Origin of the sequence: Afipia massiliensis, from assembly GCF_014203115.1 — a bacterium.
Lineage (GTDB): Bacteria > Pseudomonadota > Alphaproteobacteria > Rhizobiales > Xanthobacteraceae > Afipia > Afipia massiliensis.
In genome coordinates, this window is the sequence record NZ_JACHIJ010000003.1 from 452,102 (window position 1) to 471,592 (window position 19,491).

Here is a 19,491-nt window from a genome sequence, read left to right on the forward strand (position 1 = left end):
TTGCCATGCGGCAGCCATGCTGATCGGCCGTTTGAAACAGCCTCAGGACGCCGCTGCGCCGCTGATCGGCACTGTGGCGGCTGCCGGCTGCGCATTACCATGCGTATGGCAAGCGTGCTTGCCGTCGTCGAGCTTCGACTTGATGCCGAGGCGGTCCAGCAGGTTGGCGTCGCGTTCGGTCTGCGGATTTTTGGTGGTCAGCAGCACGTCGCCGATGAAGATCGAATTCGCGCCAGCGACAAAGCACAGCGCCTGCAACTCATCGGTCATGTACTGGCGGCCGGCGGAAAGGCGAACCACGCTTCGCGGCATCATGATGCGCGCGACAGCGATCATCCGCACCAGCGCGATCGGGTCGGGCCGCTCGGCGGTGTCGTTGACCGGCACGCCCTTGACCTCGTTCCACATGTTGATCGGAACGCTCTCGGGATGTTCGGGCAGGTTCGCCAGCAGCGCCAGCATGCCGAGACGGTCATCGACCTGCTCGCCCATGCCGATGATGCCGCCGCAGCAGACCTTCAATCCGGCTTCGCGCGCATGCGCCAGCGTGTCGATGCGATCCTGCATGGTGCGCGTGGTGATGATCTTGTCGTAGAATTCCGGCGAGGTGTCGACGTTATGATTGTAGAAGTCGAGGCCGGCATCGTGCAGCCGCTGCGCCTGCTTGTCGGTCAGCATGCCGAGCGTGACGCAGGTCTCCATGCCGAGACCTTTCACCGCGCTGACCATCTCGCAAACCTTGTCGAGATCCTTGTCCTTCGGATTGCGCCAGGCGGCGGCCATGCAGAAACGTTCCGCGCCGGCTTCCTTGGCGCGTTTTGCGGTGGCGACGACGTCGTCGTGATCCATCAGCTTGGAGGCCTTGAGGCCGGTGTCGTACTTGGCGCTCTGCGAGCAGTAGCCGCAATCCTCGGGGCAGCCGCCGGTCTTGATGCTGAGCAGGCTCGCGGTCTCGACGTGGTTGGGATCGAAGTTGCGGCGATGAATGCTTTGCGCCTGAAAGATCAGATCCGCGAACGGAAGATCGTAAAGCGCCTGCGCCTCCGCACGGGTCCAGTCGTTGCGCGGTTCGATCAGCACATCCCGGCCGACCGACACTCCGCCATTCACATCCGAACCCGGCACTATGCTCATGCGCTGTCCTTTGCTTATTGATGACGTCGCCTGAAGACGCCGCTATCTCAATTGATCGGGCAGAAGGCGATGTCTTGACGGCACGCGCGATTTCCCCGCATCGAAACTAGCAAGGATCATGGGGACCCAGAAGAGTCAATCTGATGTGTGGTTCGGCCCGCGGACGTGACTGCTGAAAGCGCATTGGAATCATAATGTTCCAGTGTGCGTTGGATCTCGATTTCATTCAGGAAAGCGCCACAACAAAGGCATTACGGGTTCGGGACATGAAGTCCCGAACCCGTAATAGAACGCTGCCATGCCCGATGGCATAGCGTGTAGACGCAATTATGCCGCGCGGATGTTCAGCAGGAAGGCATCGACCTCTGCGCGAAGCGTGTCGGCCTCGCGGCGAAGTTCGTTCGATGCGTTCAGCACATCGCCCGCTGCAACTCCGGCCTCGCTCGAGGCGCGGCTCACGCCGACGATGTTGCTCGAGACTTCCGAGGTGCCGCTGGCGGCGTGCTGGATGTTGCGGGCAATCTCGCGTGTCGCAGCGCCTTGCTCTTCGACCGCGGCGGCGATGGCGGTGGTCACTTCACTGATCTCGCCGATGGTAGCGCCGATGTTGCGGATTGCGCCGACCGCCGACGTGGTGACGGTCTGCATACTGGCAATCTGCGAGCGGATTTCATCGGTCGCCTTTGCCGTCTGCTCGGCGAGGCTTTTGACTTCCGATGCGACGACGGCGAAGCCACGGCCGGCTTCGCCAGCACGCGCGGCTTCGATAGTGGCGTTGAGCGCCAGCAGGTTGGTCTGCGATGCGATTTCCTGAATCAGATCGACCACGCTGCTGATGCGGTTGGCGTTGTCGGCGAGGCCCTGCATGGTGGCGTCGGTCTTGCCGGCTTCGCTGACCGCGTTGGCGGCGATCTGCGTCGAGTTCGTGACCTGGCGGCTGATTTCCTGAATCGACGAGGTCAGTTCCTCGGTGCCGGCCGAAACCGTCTGTACGTTGACCGAGGTTTCCTCGGCGGCGGACGCGACAGTGCTCACCAGAGCGCTCGAATGCTCTGCGGATGTCGACATGCTCTCCGCCGTCGATTGCATGACATTGGCCGAGGTCATCAGGCCATCAAGCGCGGCCCGCACCTTGTCCTCGAAATGTACGATCTGGGTTTCGATGCGCGACGCGCGCTCGGCCTTGGCGACGCGGTCCTGGTCCTGTTCGCTGCTCAGCGCACGCGAGCGGATCATGCTCTCGCGGAACACCTCAAGCGAGCCGGCCATGACGGCGATTTCGTCCTGCTGGCGGCTGCGTTTCACCTCGGCGTCGAGGTCGCCCTCGGACAGCCGCCGCATCACGTTCTGCAGGTTGCTGATGCGGCCCAGGATGTTGCGGCCGACATAGAGCCAGACGAACAGCGCGGATCCGATCAGTGTGAGCGCGCCGAGTGCGAGCATGGTTGTCGTTCCCAGCGTAATCGTGCTGCGCGCCTTGGTCGCTGCAGTGTCCGTCGCCGTCTGCACGTCATCGACCAGCCGCTTGATGCTCATCTCGAGACCGCGGTTGAGCTTGCCGGTCTCTTCCAGAATAAGCCGGCCGTAATCGGCGGAATCCAGTTCCTTTTGGCGGAGCTTGAAGACGCCGGTCTTCTTGTTGCCGAACGCCATCAACTGCGCGACGGCTTCCTTCATCTTGTCGCCATCGCCGCGGCGGCCAAGCGAAGCAAGAGAAGTGTCGATGCTGTCGGACGTCACCGAGAACGCATATTCCTGATCGCTGAGCGTCTCGGCGTTGCTGGCGCTGGCAGCGGCGCTGATGTTGCTTGCGGCAAAGTTGACGTCTGCCAGCAGGCTGGCCAGCATATCGACGCCCTGCATGGCTTTCAGGGCGTCGCGGCCATCGCCGCTCAGGCCTGTCAGCGCGGTGTTGACCACGATTTTCGCCTGATCGGTGCTGGAATTGATCATATTGACGACGGCGGCGTGGGCCTTGCGGGCGGCCTCGAATTGCTTGGTATGCTGTCCGGCGAGATCGAGCCGTTCCTTTGCCGCCGACTGCAGGCTGGTGATGGTGTCGTCGATCATTCTGACGTTTTCTTCCAGCGCCGTCACGACGGACGGGTCGGCGTTGAGATTCTTGATCTCTTTCAGCTTGTCGATGGCGGCGGTCTGAGCGTCCTTCAGGTCCTTGACGCGCGTTTGAAGGACGCTTTCATCGTCCGATGCGAGCACGGCTGGTCCGCGCGAGGCGAGGCTCTGGCTCAGAGCGGATAGCTGCAAGCTCGCCGTCAGGCGGGGAATGTCGCGGTTGCTGAGTTCGGTCATCATGCCGCCGAGCTGGCCAAGCAGCAGGCTTGCACCTGCGCTGATCGCGATCGCCATGCCGGCGATGACTGCAAATGCCAGGAAGAGACTTCCCCGAACGCCGAGCTTCAGGCTCGGCAATTTGAAGCGAAACAGATTTTTTCCGACCTTGAACCGCAAAGCCATAATTCCAAATCCCCCCGGATTCCGTAATTTTACGTGCGGGCGCAGTATCCGGATGGCTGGTTAAAATTTTCGCGAAAAATCAGCGATTTTGGCGAAATTCTGGCATGGGCTCTTGTCATTGAAATCAAAGAGATTTTCGCGTCTTGCGAAACAGCAAGGACGTCGCAGCCTGTCCGGAATCTTGAAGGAAGGTAGGCTGGTGCTGCCAGACAGGATTGAACTGTCGACCTCTCCATTACCAATGGAGTGCTCTACCACTGAGCTACGGCAGCGAACGCCAGACGAGAAAAAGCCAGAACCGTACCGTGTACGTGAATCAGCTGAAAAGCCTCTAAAGGCGCGCGTTCCTTTGCCATAAGGCCACCGATGGTGCAAGCGCCGAACGGCTCATTCTTCGACTCCTGGACCGGAACTCAGGCCGGCGCGGCCGTTTTGTATTTCGCAAGCTGGGGACCGATCCGGGCGTTCATTCGGGTGCTCAGGGCCTCAAGGGCCTTGAAAGGCCGGATCATCACCTCGAATTCGATGATCTTGCCCGCGGAATCGAACTTCACCAGATCGATCCCCTTCAGTTTCAGCTCACCGATATTGGCGCTGAATTCCAGCGCCACATCGTGGGTTCCGGAGACGAATGTCCGGTGGTAGCGGAAATTCTCGAAAATCTGCACGACCGCGCCGAGGATCAGCACGCTGGCGGGACGGCCGGGGATTGGCAGGTGGACAAACGGCGAGCGGAACAAGGTGGTTTCCGCGAACAATGGCCGCAGCACGTCTTCGCTCTTGGTTTCGACGAAGCGGTGCCAGTCACGGAGCGTATTCTGCACCGCCGGTGCGAGCGCTTCTGTGTGCTCTGTCATGGCATTTCCTCTGTCATACGGCGCGGCGTATCCGATATTATTGCAACTGACCGTCATCGGCGATGGTGGTCAAGGCAAGATGCGAGCAGAGTTGAATGGTGAACGACCCCGACCGGAACGATGCCAAATCCGCGCGCGAGGCGCGGCTGAAATCGGCGTTGCGCGACAATCTGAAACGGCGCAAGTCGCAGGCACGCGGCCGCGCAGGAATGGCGATTGTCACGCCGGATGACGATGCGCGGGCGCGGGACGAGGCATCAGGCATGGACGCGCATCGGCGTGACGACGACCGTTGACCTTGCAGCCTTGGTCCATCGCTTGATTGTTTGGCGTGCAGACACGATCTAGCTTTACGAATGCGATCTCCAACGAGGGAGTTCGCGAATCTTCTGTGCGAATGTAAGGAAAGTATCTGATGGCGACGGACCAGGCCGCAGCGATTGGGGCGGGCGCCCCGCAATCGGACGCTTCACGAGCGGCATTTCCCCGGTTCGAGCAGACATTCCCGACGTTGACGGATGCGGAGATCGACCGCATGCGCCGGTTCGGCGATGTGCATCATCATAAAGACCGCGAGTTGCTGTTCGAGAGTGGCAAGGTCGGCCCCGGCATGTTCGTCATTCTCTCCGGGCACGTCGCCATCACCCAGCGCGACGGCATGGGCCACGTCACGCCGGTGATCGAGCAGGGGCCGGGACAGTTTCTTGCTGAGATCGGGCAACTGTCGGGCCGCAACGCACTGGTCGATGGCACAGCCGAGGGCGACGGCGAGACGCTCCTGATCCCGCCAGCCAGTTTGCGTGCGCTGCTCGTCGCGGAAGCCGATCTCGGCGAGCGGATCATGCGCGCGCTGATTTTGCGGCGTGTTGCGCTGATCCAGGCCGGTGTCGGCGGTCCGGTGCTGATTGGTTCGCCGACGCTGGGCGGCGTGGTGCGGCTGCAAGGCTTTCTGGCGCGCAACGGCGTTCCACACCATGTGCTCGATCCTGCCAGCGACACGGACGCAACGGATCTGGTGGCGCGCTATTCGCCGTCGCCTTCCGATCTTCCTCTTGTGGTGGCTCCGGATGGCACGGTGCTGCGCAATCCCAGCGAAGTCGATCTTGCCTATGCGATGGGAATGATCGGCGGCCCGATACGGGACAAGCTCTACGACGTCGCTGTTGTCGGCGGTGGTCCCGCCGGTCTCGCGACCGCGGTGTATGCCGCATCGGAAGGATTGTCGGTGGCGGTGCTCGATGCACGGCATTTCGGTGGCCAAGCCGGCGCCAGTGCGCGGATCGAGAACTATCTCGGATTTCCGACCGGCATCTCGGGACAGGCGCTGGCCGGGCGCGCCTACAATCAGGCGCAGAAGTTCGGTGCGGATCTGATGATTCCGGTCGAAGCCAGATCGCTCGACTGTTCGAAAAGCGATGGTGCCTTCGGGCTTACCACCGAATGCGGTCATTTCCTGAAAGCGAAATCCATCGTCGTTGCCAGCGGTGCACGCTACCGGCGTCCAACGATCGAGAACCTCGACAGGTTCGAGGGGCGCGGCATCTGGTACTGGGCGTCGCCGATCGAGGGGCGGCTCTGTGCCCAGCAGGAAGTCATTCTGGTTGGTGGCGGCAATTCCGCCGGTCAGGCCGCGGTGTTTCTGTCGGGCCACGCCAGCAAGGTGCGGATGATGATCCGCAGCGGTGGTCTCGCCGACAGCATGTCGCGCTATTTGATCGATCGGATCATGGCGACGCCGAACATCGAATTGATGATCCACACCGAGATCGTCGGCCTGGAAGGCCCTGACGATGGCGGGCTCGAGCGGGTGCGCTGGCGCAACCGGAAGTCAGGGCTCGAAGCTGCCGGCGATATCCGCAACGTGTTTCTGTTCGTCGGGGCCGATCCCGCCACCGCATGGCTCGCGGATTGCGGCGTGACCCTCGATCGCACCGGCTTTGTCCTGACCGGGGCGCAATGCGGGCGGCCGGTGTCGGCGCTGGAGACCTCGGTGCCGGGCGTGTTCGCCGTCGGCGACGTGCGCGCCGGTTCGGTCAAGCGCGTCGGCGGCGCAATCGGCGAAGGAGCGCAGGTCGTGGCTGCGCTGCACGGTTTTCTTGGCGACAAACCGGCATAGCCTCTCTAGCTTGCGAAGTGCCGGACGACGCTCTCATCGAGAGACCCTGACCAATGCCTTGCAAGCACATCGCGGAAATCAAGGACGTCACCCCGAGCGCGCTCGGCTGCGAAGAATGCCTGAAGACCGGCAGCGTCTGGCTGCATCTGCGGATCTGCCGGACCTGCGGTCATGTCGGCTGCTGCGACGATTCGCCCAACAAACACGCCACCAAACATTTCCACGCTACGCAGCATCCCGTTATCGAGGGATATGATCCGCCGGAAGGGTGGGGCTGGTGTTTCATCGACCAGGTCATGTTCGACCTGTCCAAACGCAAGACCCCGCATAACGGTCCGATCCCGCGTTATTATTGAACTGCGCCTGCCGATTGTCTGAGCTTGCCAAGCCCCTTTCATTTTCGGGATCGTACCGATCTCAAAAGGAATTTCAGCATGCGGTATTTTCGACAGGTCATTCGCGGTGCGATCTGTGCCGGTATGATGGTGACGTCCGTCCTGATCGTGTCATCCGGCGTTGCGGTGGCGCAATCGATGCCGCAAAGCCGGTCCGCCGTCGTCAACGGCGTGAAGCTGAATTATCTGATCGCCGGCGAAGGCGATCCCGTCGTGCTGCTGCACGGTTATGCGGAGACCAGCCACATGTGGCGGCCGCTGTTTCCCGGACTTGCGAACAACCACACCGTGATCGCGCCGGACCTGCGCGGCTTCGGCAAGTCCGATGCGCCCGAGGGCGGCTACACCAAGAAGGAAATGGCGCAGGACATCCACGCGCTGGTGAAAAGTCTCGGATACACGAAGGTCAAGATTGTCGGTCACGACATCGGTCTGATGGTCGCCTATGCCTACGCGGCGCAGTATCCGGCCGAGGTCGACCGCATCGTGCTGATGGATGCCTTTCTGCCCGGCGTCGGAGACTGGAAGAACGTCTGGCTGCTGCGCGACCTGTGGCACTTCCATTTCTACGGCAAGACGCCGCTGGCTTTGGTCACTGGCCGCGAGCGGATTTATCTCGAACACTTCTGGAATGATTTCGCCGCCAACCCGGCAAAGTCCATCTCTCAGAAGGATCGGAAGTTCTACGCCAAGGCTTATGCGCAGCCGGGTCGCATGAAGGCAGGGTTCGAGGTGTTTCGCGCCTTTGAAAAGGACGCCGATGATTTCGCAGGCTTCGCAAAAACCAAGCTGCCGATACCGATGCTCATTCTCTCCGGCGAAAAGGCGGGCGGCAATTTTCTGATCGAACAGGGCAAGCTGGTCGCCACCAACGTCGAAGGTGTCATCATCAAGGGCTCGGGACACTGGCTGATCGAGGAAGCGCCCGGTCAGGTGATTCCGAAGCTGGTGGATTTTCTCAATCGCTGATCGCGCGGACGTATTGCCCGAAAATTTTGCAGGCGTGCAGCGTGCGGAAACGGAACTTCTGTTGCATAGCCATGCGTATGATGTAGCCTTGGATCAATTCTAAAGTGGGGCGAGCATCATGATTCTAGGCATGTCGTTGGCGGCGTTTACCGTTCTTCATCTCATCATCAGCATGATCGCGATCGGTTTGGGCTTCATCGTCGCGGGCGGACTGCTCGCATCGAACAGGATGCCCGGCTGGACGCTCTGGTTTCTCGTTCTGACGATCCTCACCAGCGCGACAGGCTTTCTGTTTCCCTTCACCAAGATCCTTCCTTCGCATGTCGTCGCCATCATCTCGCTGGTGTTGCTGGCGGTCGCGGTTTACGCGCTGTACGGCAAGGGCCTCTCCGGCGTCTGGCGCGCGGTCTATGTCGTCACCGCGATGCTCGCGCTCTGGTTCAACGTTTTTGTCCTGATCGCGCAGTCGTTCCAGAAGGTGGCGCTGCTGAACGTCTATGCGCCGACCGGTGCCGAGCCGCCGTTTGCGATCAGCCAGGGGATCGTGCTGGTCTTTTTCATCGGCTTGATCGTCGTTGGTATCAGGCGATTCAAGACGGCGTGATGCGCGCTAGTGGTCCGATTCTAACATTCGCATCCCGTTTCAGCAGGTATTCTTGCGAATGTTAGAATCAAAGGACCACTAGCAAATATAGGTTTCTAGTGGAGTTTGGATTTGACATTCGCTTTGCGGGCTCGCAGCCGATTGGGTCGCGAATGTCAAATCCACTCCACTAGAGCAACGGGAGCGTCGATGAAAGTCATTGTCTTCGGCGCGACCGGCATGGTCGGACAGGGCGTCCTGCGCGAATGTTTGCGCGATGGCGATGTGACGCAGGTGCTGACGGTTGGCCGCGCGGCCACCGGTCAACCGCATCCGAAGCTGCGCGAACTCGTGCACAAGGACTTTCTCGATTTCTCGGCCATCGAAAACGACATCACGGGTTATGACGCCTGCTTCTTCTGTCTCGGCGTGACATCATTGGGGTTGGATGAAGAGCGCTACCGCCATCTGACCTACGACATCACGCTGGCGGCGGCGCGTCCGCTGGCGCGGCTCAATCCCGGCATGACCTTTGTCTATGTCACGGGCGCGAGCACCGACAGCACCGAGCAGGGCCGTGTGATGTGGGCGCGGGTCAAGGGCAAGACCGAGAACGATCTGCTCAAGCTGCCGTTCAAGGCCGCCTACATGTTCCGCCCCGGTGCGATCCAGCCGCTGCACGGCGTGCGGTCGAAAACGGCGTGGGTTCAGGCGATCTATGTCGCGACCGCGCCGCTGCTGACACTCCTGCATCGGGTCGCGCCGAAATATGTCACCACCAGTGAAAAGGTCGGCCGCGCCATGCTCGCGGTGGCCAAGCGCGGCTATCCGAAGCCGATCCTGGAGATGGACGATATCAACAAGGCCGGGGTCTGATCGCATCAGGCCCGGAGGCCGTCAGCGCCATCCCTCGTCCGGCCGACACAATTCGAGCGATTTTTCAGGTATTAACCTGACATGCCGGGTTTTGGGCGTCCCGGCGCGCAGTTTCCACCTCCGATGAAACACGCTAAAAGCCGGTTATCCGCAACAGGGCAGGTTTGGCATGGATCGCATTCGCATTGTCGGCGGCAACAAGCTCAATGGCACTATCCCGATTTCCGGCGCGAAGAACGCGGCTTTGCCGCTGATGATCGCCAGCTTGCTGACCGATGAGACCCTGATTCTCGACAACGTGCCGCGTCTGGCCGACGTCGCGCAGTTGCAGCGGATTCTCGGCAATCATGGGCTCGACATCATGTCGAAGGGCAAGCGCCCCGGCGATCATGAGTATCAGGGCCAGACGCTGCACATCTCCGCGGCGAACATCATCGACACCACGGCGCCCTATGAGTTGGTCTCGAAGATGCGCGCCAGCTTCTGGGTGATCGCGCCGCTGCTGGCGCGGATGCATGTGGCCAAGGTCTCGCTGCCCGGCGGCTGTGCCATCGGCACCCGTCCCGTGGACCTGCTGATCATGGCGCTGGAGAAACTCGGCGCGGAATTGCAGATCGACGGCGGCTACGTGATCGCGAAAGCGCCCGGCGGCCTGACCGGGGCTGAGATCGATTTCCCCAAGGTTACGGTCAGCGGCACCCATGTGGCGCTGATGGCCGCGACGCTGGCCAAGGGCACGACCGTCATCACCAACGCGGCGTGCGAGCCCGAGATTGTCGATGTCGCCGACTGCCTTAACAAGATGGGTGCGAAGATTTCCGGCGCGGGGACGCCCCGCATCGAGATCGAGGGCGTTAAGAAGCTGCATGGCGCGCGGCACACGGTGTTGCCGGACCGGATCGAGGCCGGCACCTATGCCATGGCGGTGGCGATGACCGGCGGCGACGTTCAGCTTGCCGGCGCGCGTCCCGAACTGTTGCAGTCGGCACTCGACGTGCTGACGGAAGCCGGCGCCACCATCACGCCGAACAACGAAGGCATCCGCGTCACGCGCAACGGTGCGGGCATCAGTCCGGTCAAGGTCACGACCGCGCCGTTCCCCGGCTTCCCGACCGACCTGCAGGCGCAGCTCATGGCGCTGATGGCCTGCGCGAAGGGCTCGTCGCATATCACTGAAACGATCTTCGAGAACCGCTTTATGCATGTGCAGGAGCTGGCGCGTTTTGGCGCCAGAATCTCCCTCGACGGCGAAACCGCGATCATCGAGGGCATCGCCAAGCTGCGCGGCGCGCCGGTGATGGCGACCGATCTGCGTGCGTCCGTATCGCTGGTGATCGCCGCGTTGGCGGCCGAAGGCGAGACCACCGTCAATCGTGTGTATCATCTCGACCGCGGCTTCGAACGGCTTGAGGAAAAGCTGTCGGCCTGCGGCGCGACCATCGAGCGTATCAGCGGGTAGCTTTTGGGCGGGGGCCATGTCTCAGAACAAAGCGTCTCAGAACACAACGGCTCAGCAGAAGTTTTCTCAACGCAAGCTCGCCGCGCTGGATGGCGACGATCTGGCGGTGATCTCCGCGCATATTCAGGACGCGGCGGTGGTCGCGGGCGACATCCTGTGGCGGCAAGCCGAGAAGCGTCTCGTGGTCGCGATGCGGCGGCTCGACTGCGAGGATATCATTGCAGGCGATTGCGTCCCGCGGCGGCTGATCTCGGCGCTGCGGTTCGACCGCGTGCTGTCGTGCCAGTCGCGCGAGATCGACATGGATGCCCCGGGACTTCCGTTGACCCTGCTCGGGCTGGAATTCCATCCGGGCAAGAAACCGGGCGGTCAGGTGATGCTGCTGTTCGCCAGCGGCGGGGTGTTGCGGCTCGAGGTCGAATGTCTCGAATGCGAGCTGGCCGATCTCGGCCCGGACAGTCTGGACGCTGATCTGGTGGACGGCGCTGCTGCCACCTAATCTGCCTGCGGTCACAGACATTTAGCAACCAATCCGGGCGGTCCCGCTCGCGGTTTCATTCCGGGAATGTTATGGGTTGGCGGTGATCTGGCGTCACCGCCCAGGGTCACATCGTTAAATGATTGAATGAGCGCATGATTTCACAGTCATGCGCGAGCCTGCCGGACCCTGGAATGCCGATCCGCCTCAACAGCCACAGCGCCGACTTCAGCGAGCGCTTCAACGCCTTTCTCGATATGAAGCGGGAGGTCTCCGCCGATATCGACGCGGCGGCCCGCGCCATCGTTGACGATGTGGCGAAGCATGGCGACGCGGCGCTGATCGCGGCGACGAAGAAGTTCGACCGGCTGGATGTGGCCGCGAGCGGATTGCGGATTACGGCGGCGGAAACCGAAGCGGCGGTGAAAGCTTGCGATGCCGCGACGCTCGACGCCCTGAAGTTCGCGCGCGACCGCATCGAGGTGTTTCACCAGCGGCAGATGCCGAAGGATGAACGCTTCACCGACGCTGCCGGCGTTGAACTCGGCTGGCGCTGGAGCGCCATCGAGGCGGTCGGGCTTTATGTGCCGGGCGGCACCGCAGCCTATCCCTCGTCAGTTCTGATGAACGCGGTGCCTGCGAAGGTCGCGGGCGTCGGGCGCGTGGTGATGGTGGTGCCGTCGCCCGACGGCAAGCTCAATCCGCTGGTGCTGGCGGCGGCGCAACTCGGCGGCGTATCGGAAATCTACCGCGTCGGCGGCGCGCAGGCGGTTGCGGCGCTGGCCTATGGCACCGCCACCATCAAGCCGGTGGCGAAAATCGTCGGCCCGGGCAACGCCTATGTCGCGGCAGCCAAGCGGCTGGTGTTCGGCAAGGTCGGTATCGACATGATCGCCGGGCCGTCCGAGGTGCTGGTGATCGCGGATCGCACCGCGAATCCGGACTGGATCGCAGCCGATCTGCTGGCGCAGGCCGAGCACGACGCCAATGCGCAGTCGATCCTAATCACCGATGACGAAACTCTCGCGAACGACGTCGAACGTGCGGTCGAAGCGCAGCTGACGACGCTGCCGCGCGCGGCGATCGCGCGCGCCTCGTGGAACGAGTTCGGTGCGGTCATTCTGGTCAAGTCGCTCGATGAATCGGTCGCACTGGCCGACGCCATCGCCGCCGAACATCTGGAAATCATCACCGCCGATCCCGAAGGCCTGAGCGCGCGTATCCGCAATGCCGGCGCGATCTTCCTCGGCGCGCATACGCCGGAAGCGATCGGCGACTATGTCGGCGGTTCGAACCACGTGCTGCCGACGGCGCGCTCGGCGCGGTTTTCGTCGGGCCTCGGCGTGCTCGATTTCATGAAGCGGACCTCGATCCTGAAATGCGGACCTGAGCAGCTCCGCGCTTTGGGACCGGCGGCGATGACGCTCGGCAAGGCCGAAGGGCTCGACGCTCACGCGCGCTCGGTCGGGTTGCGGCTCAATCTGTCATGAGCACGCCCCCGCCAGATGAGAATGCCAACAACCGCGTCGTCGCGGTGACGCTCGATGAGGAATCGATCGGGCGATCGGGGCCGGACATCGAGCACGAACGCGCGATCGCGATCTATGACCTCGTCGAGAAGAACCTGTTCGTGCCGGAGGGGGGCCATGGCGGGCCGTTCACCTTGCATATCGGCATCACCGGCAACCGCCTGATGTTCGACATCAAGCGCGAGGACGGCACGCCCTGCGTGGTGCATCTGCTGTCGCTGACGCCGTTCCGCAGAATCGTGAAGGACTACTTCATGATCTGCGACAGCTACTATCAGGCGATCCGCACCGCGACCCCGGACAAGATCGAAGCCATCGATATGGGCCGCCGTGGCGTGCATGACGAAGGCTCGCGCACGCTGATGGAGCGCCTCGAGGGCAAGGTGCGGATCGACTTCGAGACCTCGCGCCGGCTGTTCACCCTGATCTCGGTGCTGCACTGGAAGGGTGACGGTGGCAGCGCATGATCCCGAAAAGCGGAAACCGATTTTCGGATCGGATCATGCGCAAGCAGCAATGCATGATCGCAAAAAATCTCATGCCTATCACTGACGGGCGAGCCTGACGCATGGCGCGTTCTCCGCAAGCTGTCCTGTTCATGTGCGGACAGAACAGCGTCCGCTCGCCGACGGCGGCGTGCCTGTTGCGCCATCTGGTTCCGCGCGGGCTCTATGTGCAGTCGGCCGGTGTCAGCAAGGCCGATCTCGATCCCTTTGCCGTCGCCGTGATGAAAGAAATCGGCCTCGATATTTCAAATCACAAACCGTGGACGGTGGCCGATCTGGAAGACTGGGAAGGTCTGAACTTCGATCTGATCGTAACGCTGTCGCCGGAGGCGCATCACAAGGCGCTGCAGTTGACCACGACCTCGGCGACAGAGGTCGAATACTGGCCGACGCCCGACCCTGTCGGCGTCGAGGGCCGCCGCGAGCTGCAGCTCGATGCCTACCGGCACGTCCGGGACAGTTTGCGCCAGCGGATCCGTGAGCGTTTTGCGCCGGCCGCCATCAAGAACGAGTAGGCAAATCCTCCAGAATCGACCTTTGGCGCGCCGCCATGCTGTTGTCGCCGCCGCGCCCTTCGGATAGTTTCCGCGCCCATTGACCCCGAGCGAAATCGATAAATCCCGCATGCTAGGCAGTCCCAAATTCGTTCTCGCCTCCGGCTCGCCGCGGCGTCTCAGCCTGCTGAATCAGGCCGGTATCGAGCCCGACGCGCTGCGCCCGGCCGATGTCGACGAGACCCCGAAACGCGGTGAGCTGCCCCGCGCCTGCGCCAATCGCCTCGCGCGCGCCAAGGCCGACGCTGCGCTCAAGTCGGTGCAGCTCGATGACGAACTGCGCGGATCCTACATTCTTGCCGCCGATACTGTGGTCGCGGTCGGCCGCCGGATTCTGCCGAAGGCGGAACTGGTGGACGAGGCGTCGCAGTGCCTGCGGCTGTTGTCGGGCCGCAACCATCGCGTCTACACCGCGATCTGCCTGGTGACCCCAAAGGAGAGCTTCCGCCAGCGGCTGGTCGAAACCCGGGTGCGCTTCAAGCGGCTGAGCGAGGACGACATTCAAGCCTATATCGGCTCCGGCGAATGGCGCAGCAAGGCAGGCGGCTATGCCGTGCAAGGCATCGCCGGCTCGTTCGTGGTCAAGCTGGTCGGCTCCTACTCCAACGTCGTTGGATTGCCCCTGTATGAAACCACGGCGCTGCTTGGCGGCGAGGGTTTCCCGATCCGGTTTGGCTGGTTGAATGCCAGCTGACGGCACGAAATCCGCGCGTGCCGCGAGGCCCTGCCCGATCTGCGGCAAGCCGCCGGTCGAGGCCTCCAAACCGTTCTGCTCGGAGCGCTGCCGCGATGTCGACCTGAATCGCTGGCTGTCGGGCTCCTACGCCATTCCGGCGCGGGAGAGCGACAACGAGGACGAGCCGGACGAGCCGAAATAGGCTGTCCGGCGCTTTCTGGCCGCTCCGGAAGCCCAGAATCCGATGGAATTTTACGAGGCGTTGCCGCCGTTCACAGCCCACCGGGAAATTCTGCCAATGGCTGGACAGCGCGGCCCTGTCTCACTATAAACCGGCGCTCTCCCCGGGCAGCGTTCGGGGCGACGCCCAGGTAGCTCAGTTGGTAGAGCATGCGACTGAAAATCGCAGTGTCGGTGGTTCGATCCCGCCCCTGGGCACCATCGCTTTTCCAAGCGATTGTTTCCACAGAACTAATGCAAAATCAGAAAGAGACATGCAGCGAGCTCTTCGAGAGCCCGGCAGGCGCACTGTTGTCCAGAGAGTTGCGTGAGACCGTAGGGACCATGCCGTCCGGCCCAAAGACCCGCTTTGTTTCCTCAAAGCGACATCGGAGCGCGACGACGAAGACATCATCGCGCTCCAATGCAGACTTACGCCATGCTCAGTTCGTGGCGGCCAACGACCATCCAGTGCACTTCATCGGGGCCGTCGGCGAAGCGCAGATGCCGGACGTCAGCGTACATGTCGGCGAGCGGCGTCCATTCGGAAATGCCGGTCGCGCCGTGCATTTGAATCGCCTGGTCGATGATCTTGCAGGTCCGCTCGGGCACCATGGCCTTGACCATGCTGACCCAGACGCGAGCTTCCTTGTTGCCCAGCACATCCATGGCTTTGGCAGCCTTCAGCACCATCAGTCGCATCGCCTCGATCTCACAGCGTGCCTGCGCGATGATCTGGAGGTTGCCGCCGAGATGCGCGATCTGCTTGCCAAAGGCTTCCCGCGTCAGGCCGCGTGACACCATCAGGTCGAGCGCCTTTTCCGCTTTTCCGATCGTGCGCATGCAGTGATGGATGCGGCCCGGTCCAAGGCGGACTTGCGAGATTTCGAAGCCGCGGCCTTCACCGAGCAGGATATTTTCCTTCGGCACACGGACATTGTTGAAGCGCATATGCATGTGCCCACGAGGCGCGTGATCCGCCCCGAACACATGCATCGGGCCGATGATTTCAACGCCGGGCGTGTCAACCGGCACGAGAATCTGAGACTGCTGCTTGCCGCGCGGCGCGTCGGGATTGGTCTGCACCATGACGATCATGATCTTGCAGCGGGGATCGCCAAGACCGGAGATGTAGTACTTCTCGCCGTTGATTACCCATTCGTCGCCGACGAGTTTCGCGGTGGTCGAAATGTTCTTGGCATCCGAGGACGCAACATTCGGTTCGGTCATGGCGTAGGCCGAGCGGATTTCACCGTTCAGCAGCGGCTTCAGCCATTTTTCCTTTTGCTCTTTCGTGCCGACGCGCTCCAGCACTTCCATGTTGCCGGTGTCCGGCGCAGAGCAGTTCATGGTTTCAGATGCCAGCGGATTTTTCGCCAGCTCCACCGCGATGTAGGCGTAGTCGAGGTTCTTGAGGCCTTCGCCGGTTTCGCTGTCGGGCAGGAAGAAGTTCCACAGGCCTTCTTCCTTGGCCTTTGCCTTGGCTTTCCCCAGGACATCGAGCTGGCCCTGCGTGAAGCTCCAGCGATCCTTTTTGCCCTCACCATGCCGAACGTATTCGAGCTGCATGGGATCGACGGTTTCCCGGATGAATTTTTTGACGTGCTCAAAAAGCGGCCGGACCTGATCCGACATGCGCAGATCGTTCAGTTCATCGCCCGGATTGAGTCCGTAACTGGTCGTTCGCGGTACGTAAGCTTGTTTCATACAAAGTTTCTCCGATGGGTGTTTCCTCGATGAAACTCTTAAAGCACGAATGCGCCCCTTGATAGGGATGAGCAGAGTTGCGCGATCGAAGGGGCATCAAACCGCGTCCGGCATTTGCTCACTGTCCTTAGCCTGCTGAACTGCCCATTGCGTGCGCTCCCGACTCACGCCGATGTCGAGAGCTTCATCATGACGAGACCGGAAACAATCAGGGCCGCAGCCGCGAGGCGCATGACCGTCACCGCTTCGCCTAGGACGATGATCCCGACAAGGAATGCGCCGACGGCCCCGATCCCTGTCCAGATGGTATAGGCGGTCCCGAGGGGAAGCGTCCTCATGGCGACGGACAGCAGCGCGAAGCTGCCAATCATCATGACGATGGTGATGGTGCTCGGAACGAGCTTTGTGAAGCCTTCCGACTGCTTCATCGAATAGGCCCAGACGATTTCAAGAATGCCGGCCGCCGCGAGATAGATCCATGCCATTTTCAACTCTCCATTGGGCCGGGCCGTCCCGGTCATTGCGCCCAAAATGGGGAGGTCGTTCCTCTGGATTTTACGGTGCGCGCTTGCAGTCCGCCTAGTGTCCCGGATGGAGCGCGTCGTTGAGGTACATGCAGGTCAGCATGGTGAACACGTAGGCCTGAATGACGGACATCAGGAGTTCCAGCGCGGTCAGGGCCAGGACCATCAGAAACGGCATCGCCGCTCCGAGTATACCCAGTGTCCCGAGACCGCCGAGACCGACGACGAAACTCGCGAACACCTTCAGCGTGATATGCCCCGCGAGCATCACCGCGAACAGGCGCACGGAGTGCGACACCGGCCGCGACAGATAGGAAATCACTTCAATCGGGACGATGAACACCGCGATGTACGGCGGAACGCCCGACGGCAGGAACAGCCGCAGGAAGCCGAAACCGTTGCGCATCACGCCGTAGATGGTGACCGTTAGAAACACCATCATCGCCAACGCAAAGGTCACACTGAGGTGGCTGGTGACGGTGAATGCGTAGGGCAGCATGCCGAGCAGGTTCGCCACCAGAATGAAGGTGAACAGTGAAAAGACCAGCGGGAAAAACCGCATTCCCTCGTCGCCGGCGTTTTCGCGCACTGTTTTTGCGACGAACTCGAACAGCAGCTCCGAAGCCGACTGCCATCGTCCCGGCACGAGCGCGCTTCGCCGCGTCGAAAGCAGCATGAAGAGGCCGATGATGCCGACCGTCACGAACATATAAACGGTCGAGTTGGTGATGCTGATCTGCTGTCCGGCGATCTCGCCGAGTTGCAGGATCGGCTTGATTTCGAACTGTTCAATCGGCCCGGCCATGATGCCCCTGTCGCATGCAAAAGCAATCGCATCCGATGGCACGGAGCGATCCTGAACGGAGCATGATGAGGGGAAGGCTTCCTACCCGGAGCGGCCGTCCCGACATCTCTCCAAGAGATGTGGGGCCGTCCCCGACGAAAGCTGAAGCAGTACGAGTCGTCCCGTACGCAGGTTTGTACTTAAACGTCTATGATGGGATTTTCAAGCCGTGCGATCGCGCAGGCGCCTCCCGCGCCGGGCACGCCATGAGCGGTTCCGGATGCGGGCGGGTTGCCCCGCAGGAGAGAACGATAAATTCTCAGTCATGCATCATGCGAACTGAAACGCCCATGAAGTGCGTTGGCCGTCAGGCGCGCAAACTGTGCACCACTGAGATGAAGCAGCGTCTCGTGATCGCCGGCTTTCATATAGATCTCCGGCTGCGCCTCGATGCTGTCGTCGACGATCAGATCCAGTCCGTAGCATTTGCCGACGGCCGGAACTGCACCGTGCGCGCAGTCGCGGAACAACTGACCGATCTCGGTTTCATCGGCCATGGCGACATCTTCACCGAGTTTTTTTCTCAGTTCCAGGAGGTGGAGATGATGCGATGCGGGCATGACAGCCAGCATATAGCCGCCGTCGCGCCGCAACACGATGCCCTTGGCGAGGCGATCACCCGAGACGTGGCATGCCTCGGCCGTGCGCGTGGACGACATGGTGAGTTCGTGCGGAATCTCGTCGTATTGGATGTTTTCAGCAATCAGATATTGCCGGAGTGTGGGAGCAATGGACATGACGGGACCTCCCGATATGCAACCATCCACCGTTTAGGGCTTCCTGTAAGCCTTGCCGCACGATGGGCGGCCGCGTGGTTACAACGCCGACATAGGTCTTCAGTTCGCGCGCTGCAATTCGTGCACAGCCGATTTAATCGCGTGATAGCCACAACCCTGCTCGCGCTCCAAACATGATGGGCCTGGAGAGACACCGCATACTGTCGAGGCACACGGTATCCCTCGCCGTCAACGGCGCTGACAAGGCCGGTTTACGACCCTCGCCACCAGGTCAGGTGACCGGATGATGCCATCGATCGTGCCACCAGGTGGTGAAATCGCGATCGGTCATCAGTTCCCAGATCGCAAACAGGATCACCAACAGACCCGACGCGATGCTGCTGACCGTGGCCGGCGCTGACTCATAACCGACTGTCCAAGGGGCAGCCAGCAGCGCCAGACCGAGGAGAATCTCTCCCCATTCCTCCAGATAGGACGGAATGACGAGCCCTTCGACAGCAAACAGAATGACGAAGAACCCAAGCACGATGGTTATCCATGTCGCCGCCCCGGAGAAGCCCAGGACGAACGGCGACACAACCAACCACACGCCCAGCAACAGGCTCGCGATATCTTGCCAATGACGAATACGCATGATGCTCACCTCCTCTCGCTGCGCAAACTCCTTTCCATCATTCAAAGATAGTCATCACTTCCGGCGCCCCTAGCGCCGGCCCTCAGGCATCTATGTCGCAGTCCGTGTCGCTGTGTCGCAGGAGAACGCTCGCGTGCGAGCCGTCCTCGAATGCATCTGCGCCAAGGTGTTCCTCAACATTGTGGAGCGGCGATTCTCGTACTCAAGAATTTTCCTGAA

Annotated in this window: 21 protein-coding genes and 2 tRNA genes; 14 read left to right on the forward strand and 9 right to left on the reverse strand. The window is 61.5% G+C overall.

The genetic code is table 11. The features are described from left to right. Positions 1 to 42: 42 nt before the first annotated feature. From bioB to HNQ36_RS11735, 4 genes are all read right to left on the reverse strand, one after another. Positions 43 to 1,134, reverse strand: a complete 1,092-nt coding sequence (gene bioB / locus HNQ36_RS11720; RefSeq protein WP_210311996.1) for a biotin synthase BioB — start codon at positions 1,132 to 1,134, stop codon at positions 43 to 45. 327 nt (positions 1,135 to 1,461) lie between these two features. Then, positions 1,462 to 3,609, reverse strand: a complete 2,148-nt coding sequence (locus HNQ36_RS11725) for a methyl-accepting chemotaxis protein (protein ID WP_184085168.1) — start codon at positions 3,607 to 3,609, stop codon at positions 1,462 to 1,464. A 197-nt stretch (positions 3,610 to 3,806) separates the two neighbouring features. Then, positions 3,807 to 3,881 (reverse strand) — tRNA-Thr (locus HNQ36_RS11730). Between the two features lie 141 nt (positions 3,882 to 4,022). Continuing rightward, positions 4,023 to 4,466, reverse strand: a complete 444-nt coding sequence (locus tag HNQ36_RS11735) for a nuclear transport factor 2 family protein (protein ID WP_184085171.1) — start codon at positions 4,464 to 4,466, stop codon at positions 4,023 to 4,025. A 95-nt stretch (positions 4,467 to 4,561) separates the two neighbouring features. On the opposite strand from HNQ36_RS11735, the gene HNQ36_RS11740 reads away from it, so the two are divergent. The 14 genes from HNQ36_RS11740 (at position 4,562) to HNQ36_RS11805 (ending at position 15,048) form a co-directional block, all read left to right on the forward strand. After that, positions 4,562 to 4,762: a hypothetical protein gene (locus tag HNQ36_RS11740; protein ID WP_184085174.1), complete on the forward strand. Its 201-nt coding sequence runs from the start codon at positions 4,562 to 4,564 to the stop codon at positions 4,760 to 4,762. Between the two features lie 119 nt (positions 4,763 to 4,881). Beyond that, positions 4,882 to 6,582: an FAD-dependent oxidoreductase gene (locus tag HNQ36_RS11745; protein WP_184085178.1), complete on the forward strand. Its 1,701-nt coding sequence runs from the start codon at positions 4,882 to 4,884 to the stop codon at positions 6,580 to 6,582. 53 nt (positions 6,583 to 6,635) lie between these two features. Then, positions 6,636 to 6,938 (forward strand): UBP-type zinc finger domain-containing protein, encoded by a 303-nt coding sequence (locus tag HNQ36_RS11750; RefSeq protein ID WP_184085181.1) that lies wholly within the window; start codon positions 6,636 to 6,638, stop codon positions 6,936 to 6,938. Positions 6,939 to 7,016: 78 nt separating this feature from the next. Then, positions 7,017 to 7,946 carry an alpha/beta fold hydrolase gene (locus HNQ36_RS11755; RefSeq protein ID WP_184085184.1) on the forward strand — a complete coding sequence of 310 codons (930 nt, stop codon included), beginning with the start codon at positions 7,017 to 7,019 and terminating at the stop codon, positions 7,944 to 7,946. A gap of 118 nt (positions 7,947 to 8,064) precedes the next feature. Further along, the gene (locus HNQ36_RS11760; protein ID WP_184085186.1) at positions 8,065 to 8,550 is read left to right on the forward strand and encodes a hypothetical protein; all 486 of its coding nucleotides are present in this window, start codon (positions 8,065 to 8,067) and stop codon (positions 8,548 to 8,550) included. Positions 8,551 to 8,739: 189 nt separating this feature from the next. After that, the gene (locus HNQ36_RS11765) at positions 8,740 to 9,405 is read left to right on the forward strand and encodes an NAD-dependent epimerase/dehydratase family protein (protein WP_184085189.1); all 666 of its coding nucleotides are present in this window, start codon (positions 8,740 to 8,742) and stop codon (positions 9,403 to 9,405) included. A gap of 169 nt (positions 9,406 to 9,574) precedes the next feature. Next, on the forward strand, positions 9,575 to 10,864 hold the full coding sequence (murA, locus tag HNQ36_RS11770) for a UDP-N-acetylglucosamine 1-carboxyvinyltransferase (protein ID WP_184085192.1): 1,290 nt from the start codon (positions 9,575 to 9,577) through the stop codon (positions 10,862 to 10,864). 16 nt (positions 10,865 to 10,880) lie between these two features. Next, positions 10,881 to 11,363, forward strand: a complete 483-nt coding sequence (locus HNQ36_RS11775; protein WP_184085195.1) for a DUF2948 family protein — start codon at positions 10,881 to 10,883, stop codon at positions 11,361 to 11,363. Positions 11,364 to 11,536: 173 nt separating this feature from the next. After that, entirely contained in the window at positions 11,537 to 12,832 is a 1,296-nt protein-coding gene (gene hisD / locus HNQ36_RS11780) for a histidinol dehydrogenase (RefSeq protein ID WP_184085197.1), read from the forward strand. Continuing rightward, positions 12,829 to 13,338: a UPF0262 family protein gene (locus HNQ36_RS11785; protein ID WP_184085200.1), complete on the forward strand. Its 510-nt coding sequence runs from the start codon at positions 12,829 to 12,831 to the stop codon at positions 13,336 to 13,338. Before hisD ends, HNQ36_RS11785 begins: the two co-directional genes overlap by 4 nt. A 101-nt stretch (positions 13,339 to 13,439) precedes the next feature. Continuing rightward, positions 13,440 to 13,892 carry an arsenate-mycothiol transferase ArsC gene (locus HNQ36_RS11790; RefSeq protein WP_046828499.1) on the forward strand — a complete coding sequence of 151 codons (453 nt, stop codon included), beginning with the start codon at positions 13,440 to 13,442 and terminating at the stop codon, positions 13,890 to 13,892. 109 nt (positions 13,893 to 14,001) lie between these two features. Further along, positions 14,002 to 14,625, forward strand: coding sequence for a Maf-like protein (locus tag HNQ36_RS11795; protein WP_046828500.1), 624 nt, complete (start codon positions 14,002 to 14,004; stop codon positions 14,623 to 14,625). Next, positions 14,615 to 14,809, forward strand: a complete 195-nt coding sequence (gene yacG, locus HNQ36_RS11800; protein WP_184085203.1) for a DNA gyrase inhibitor YacG — start codon at positions 14,615 to 14,617, stop codon at positions 14,807 to 14,809. The genes HNQ36_RS11795 and yacG overlap by 11 nt, the downstream gene beginning before the upstream one ends. Before the next feature lie 163 nt (positions 14,810 to 14,972). Beyond that, a tRNA-Phe gene (locus tag HNQ36_RS11805) sits at positions 14,973 to 15,048 on the forward strand. Between the two features lie 210 nt (positions 15,049 to 15,258). On the opposite strand, the gene HNQ36_RS11810 is transcribed toward HNQ36_RS11805, so the two are convergent. The 5 genes from HNQ36_RS11810 to HNQ36_RS11830 form a co-directional block, all read right to left on the reverse strand. Continuing rightward, entirely contained in the window at positions 15,259 to 16,533 is a 1,275-nt protein-coding gene (locus HNQ36_RS11810; RefSeq protein ID WP_184085206.1) for an acyl-CoA dehydrogenase family protein, read from the reverse strand. A 164-nt stretch (positions 16,534 to 16,697) separates the two neighbouring features. Beyond that, a complete protein-coding gene (locus tag HNQ36_RS11815; protein WP_046828565.1) occupies positions 16,698 to 17,018 on the reverse strand; it encodes a DMT family transporter in 321 nt (106 codons plus the stop codon). A gap of 94 nt (positions 17,019 to 17,112) precedes the next feature. After that, on the reverse strand, positions 17,113 to 17,862 hold the full coding sequence (locus HNQ36_RS11820) for a F0F1 ATP synthase subunit A (protein WP_184085210.1): 750 nt from the start codon (positions 17,860 to 17,862) through the stop codon (positions 17,113 to 17,115). 302 nt (positions 17,863 to 18,164) lie between these two features. After that, the gene (locus HNQ36_RS11825; protein ID WP_184085213.1) at positions 18,165 to 18,638 is read right to left on the reverse strand and encodes an aminoacyl-tRNA deacylase; all 474 of its coding nucleotides are present in this window, start codon (positions 18,636 to 18,638) and stop codon (positions 18,165 to 18,167) included. Positions 18,639 to 18,909: 271 nt separating this feature from the next. Further along, positions 18,910 to 19,272: an SPW repeat protein gene (locus HNQ36_RS11830; protein ID WP_184085215.1), complete on the reverse strand. Its 363-nt coding sequence runs from the start codon at positions 19,270 to 19,272 to the stop codon at positions 18,910 to 18,912. Positions 19,273 to 19,491: the final 219 nt, after the last annotated feature.

What these genes read in the sequence shown, in the direction of transcription:
- bioB (WP_210311996.1), bottom strand. Translation starts at nt 1,134, where the DNA reads ATGAGCATAGTGCCGGGTTCGGATGTGAATGGCGGAGTGTCGGTCGGC.
- HNQ36_RS11725 (WP_184085168.1), bottom strand. Translation starts at nt 3,609, where the DNA reads ATGGCTTTGCGGTTCAAGGTCGGAAAAAATCTGTTTCGCTTCAAATTG.
- HNQ36_RS11735 (WP_184085171.1), bottom strand. Translation starts at nt 4,466, where the DNA reads ATGACAGAGCACACAGAAGCGCTCGCACCGGCGGTGCAGAATACGCTC.
- HNQ36_RS11740 (WP_184085174.1), top strand. Translation starts at nt 4,562, where the DNA reads ATGGTGAACGACCCCGACCGGAACGATGCCAAATCCGCGCGCGAGGCG.
- HNQ36_RS11745 (WP_184085178.1), top strand. Translation starts at nt 4,882, where the DNA reads ATGGCGACGGACCAGGCCGCAGCGATTGGGGCGGGCGCCCCGCAATCG.
- HNQ36_RS11750 (WP_184085181.1), top strand. Translation starts at nt 6,636, where the DNA reads ATGCCTTGCAAGCACATCGCGGAAATCAAGGACGTCACCCCGAGCGCG.
- HNQ36_RS11755 (WP_184085184.1), top strand. Translation starts at nt 7,017, where the DNA reads ATGCGGTATTTTCGACAGGTCATTCGCGGTGCGATCTGTGCCGGTATG.
- HNQ36_RS11760 (WP_184085186.1), top strand. Translation starts at nt 8,065, where the DNA reads ATGATTCTAGGCATGTCGTTGGCGGCGTTTACCGTTCTTCATCTCATC.
- HNQ36_RS11765 (WP_184085189.1), top strand. Translation starts at nt 8,740, where the DNA reads ATGAAAGTCATTGTCTTCGGCGCGACCGGCATGGTCGGACAGGGCGTC.
- murA (WP_184085192.1), top strand. Translation starts at nt 9,575, where the DNA reads ATGGATCGCATTCGCATTGTCGGCGGCAACAAGCTCAATGGCACTATC.
- HNQ36_RS11775 (WP_184085195.1), top strand. Translation starts at nt 10,881, where the DNA reads ATGTCTCAGAACAAAGCGTCTCAGAACACAACGGCTCAGCAGAAGTTT.
- hisD (WP_184085197.1), top strand. Translation starts at nt 11,537, where the DNA reads ATGCCGATCCGCCTCAACAGCCACAGCGCCGACTTCAGCGAGCGCTTC.
- HNQ36_RS11785 (WP_184085200.1), top strand. Translation starts at nt 12,829, where the DNA reads ATGAGCACGCCCCCGCCAGATGAGAATGCCAACAACCGCGTCGTCGCG.
- HNQ36_RS11790 (WP_046828499.1), top strand. Translation starts at nt 13,440, where the DNA reads ATGGCGCGTTCTCCGCAAGCTGTCCTGTTCATGTGCGGACAGAACAGC.
- HNQ36_RS11795 (WP_046828500.1), top strand. Translation starts at nt 14,002, where the DNA reads ATGCTAGGCAGTCCCAAATTCGTTCTCGCCTCCGGCTCGCCGCGGCGT.
- yacG (WP_184085203.1), top strand. Translation starts at nt 14,615, where the DNA reads ATGCCAGCTGACGGCACGAAATCCGCGCGTGCCGCGAGGCCCTGCCCG.
- HNQ36_RS11810 (WP_184085206.1), bottom strand. Translation starts at nt 16,533, where the DNA reads ATGAAACAAGCTTACGTACCGCGAACGACCAGTTACGGACTCAATCCG.
- HNQ36_RS11815 (WP_046828565.1), bottom strand. Translation starts at nt 17,018, where the DNA reads ATGGCATGGATCTATCTCGCGGCGGCCGGCATTCTTGAAATCGTCTGG.
- HNQ36_RS11820 (WP_184085210.1), bottom strand. Translation starts at nt 17,862, where the DNA reads ATGGCCGGGCCGATTGAACAGTTCGAAATCAAGCCGATCCTGCAACTC.
- HNQ36_RS11825 (WP_184085213.1), bottom strand. Translation starts at nt 18,638, where the DNA reads ATGTCCATTGCTCCCACACTCCGGCAATATCTGATTGCTGAAAACATC.
- HNQ36_RS11830 (WP_184085215.1), bottom strand. Translation starts at nt 19,272, where the DNA reads ATGCGTATTCGTCATTGGCAAGATATCGCGAGCCTGTTGCTGGGCGTG.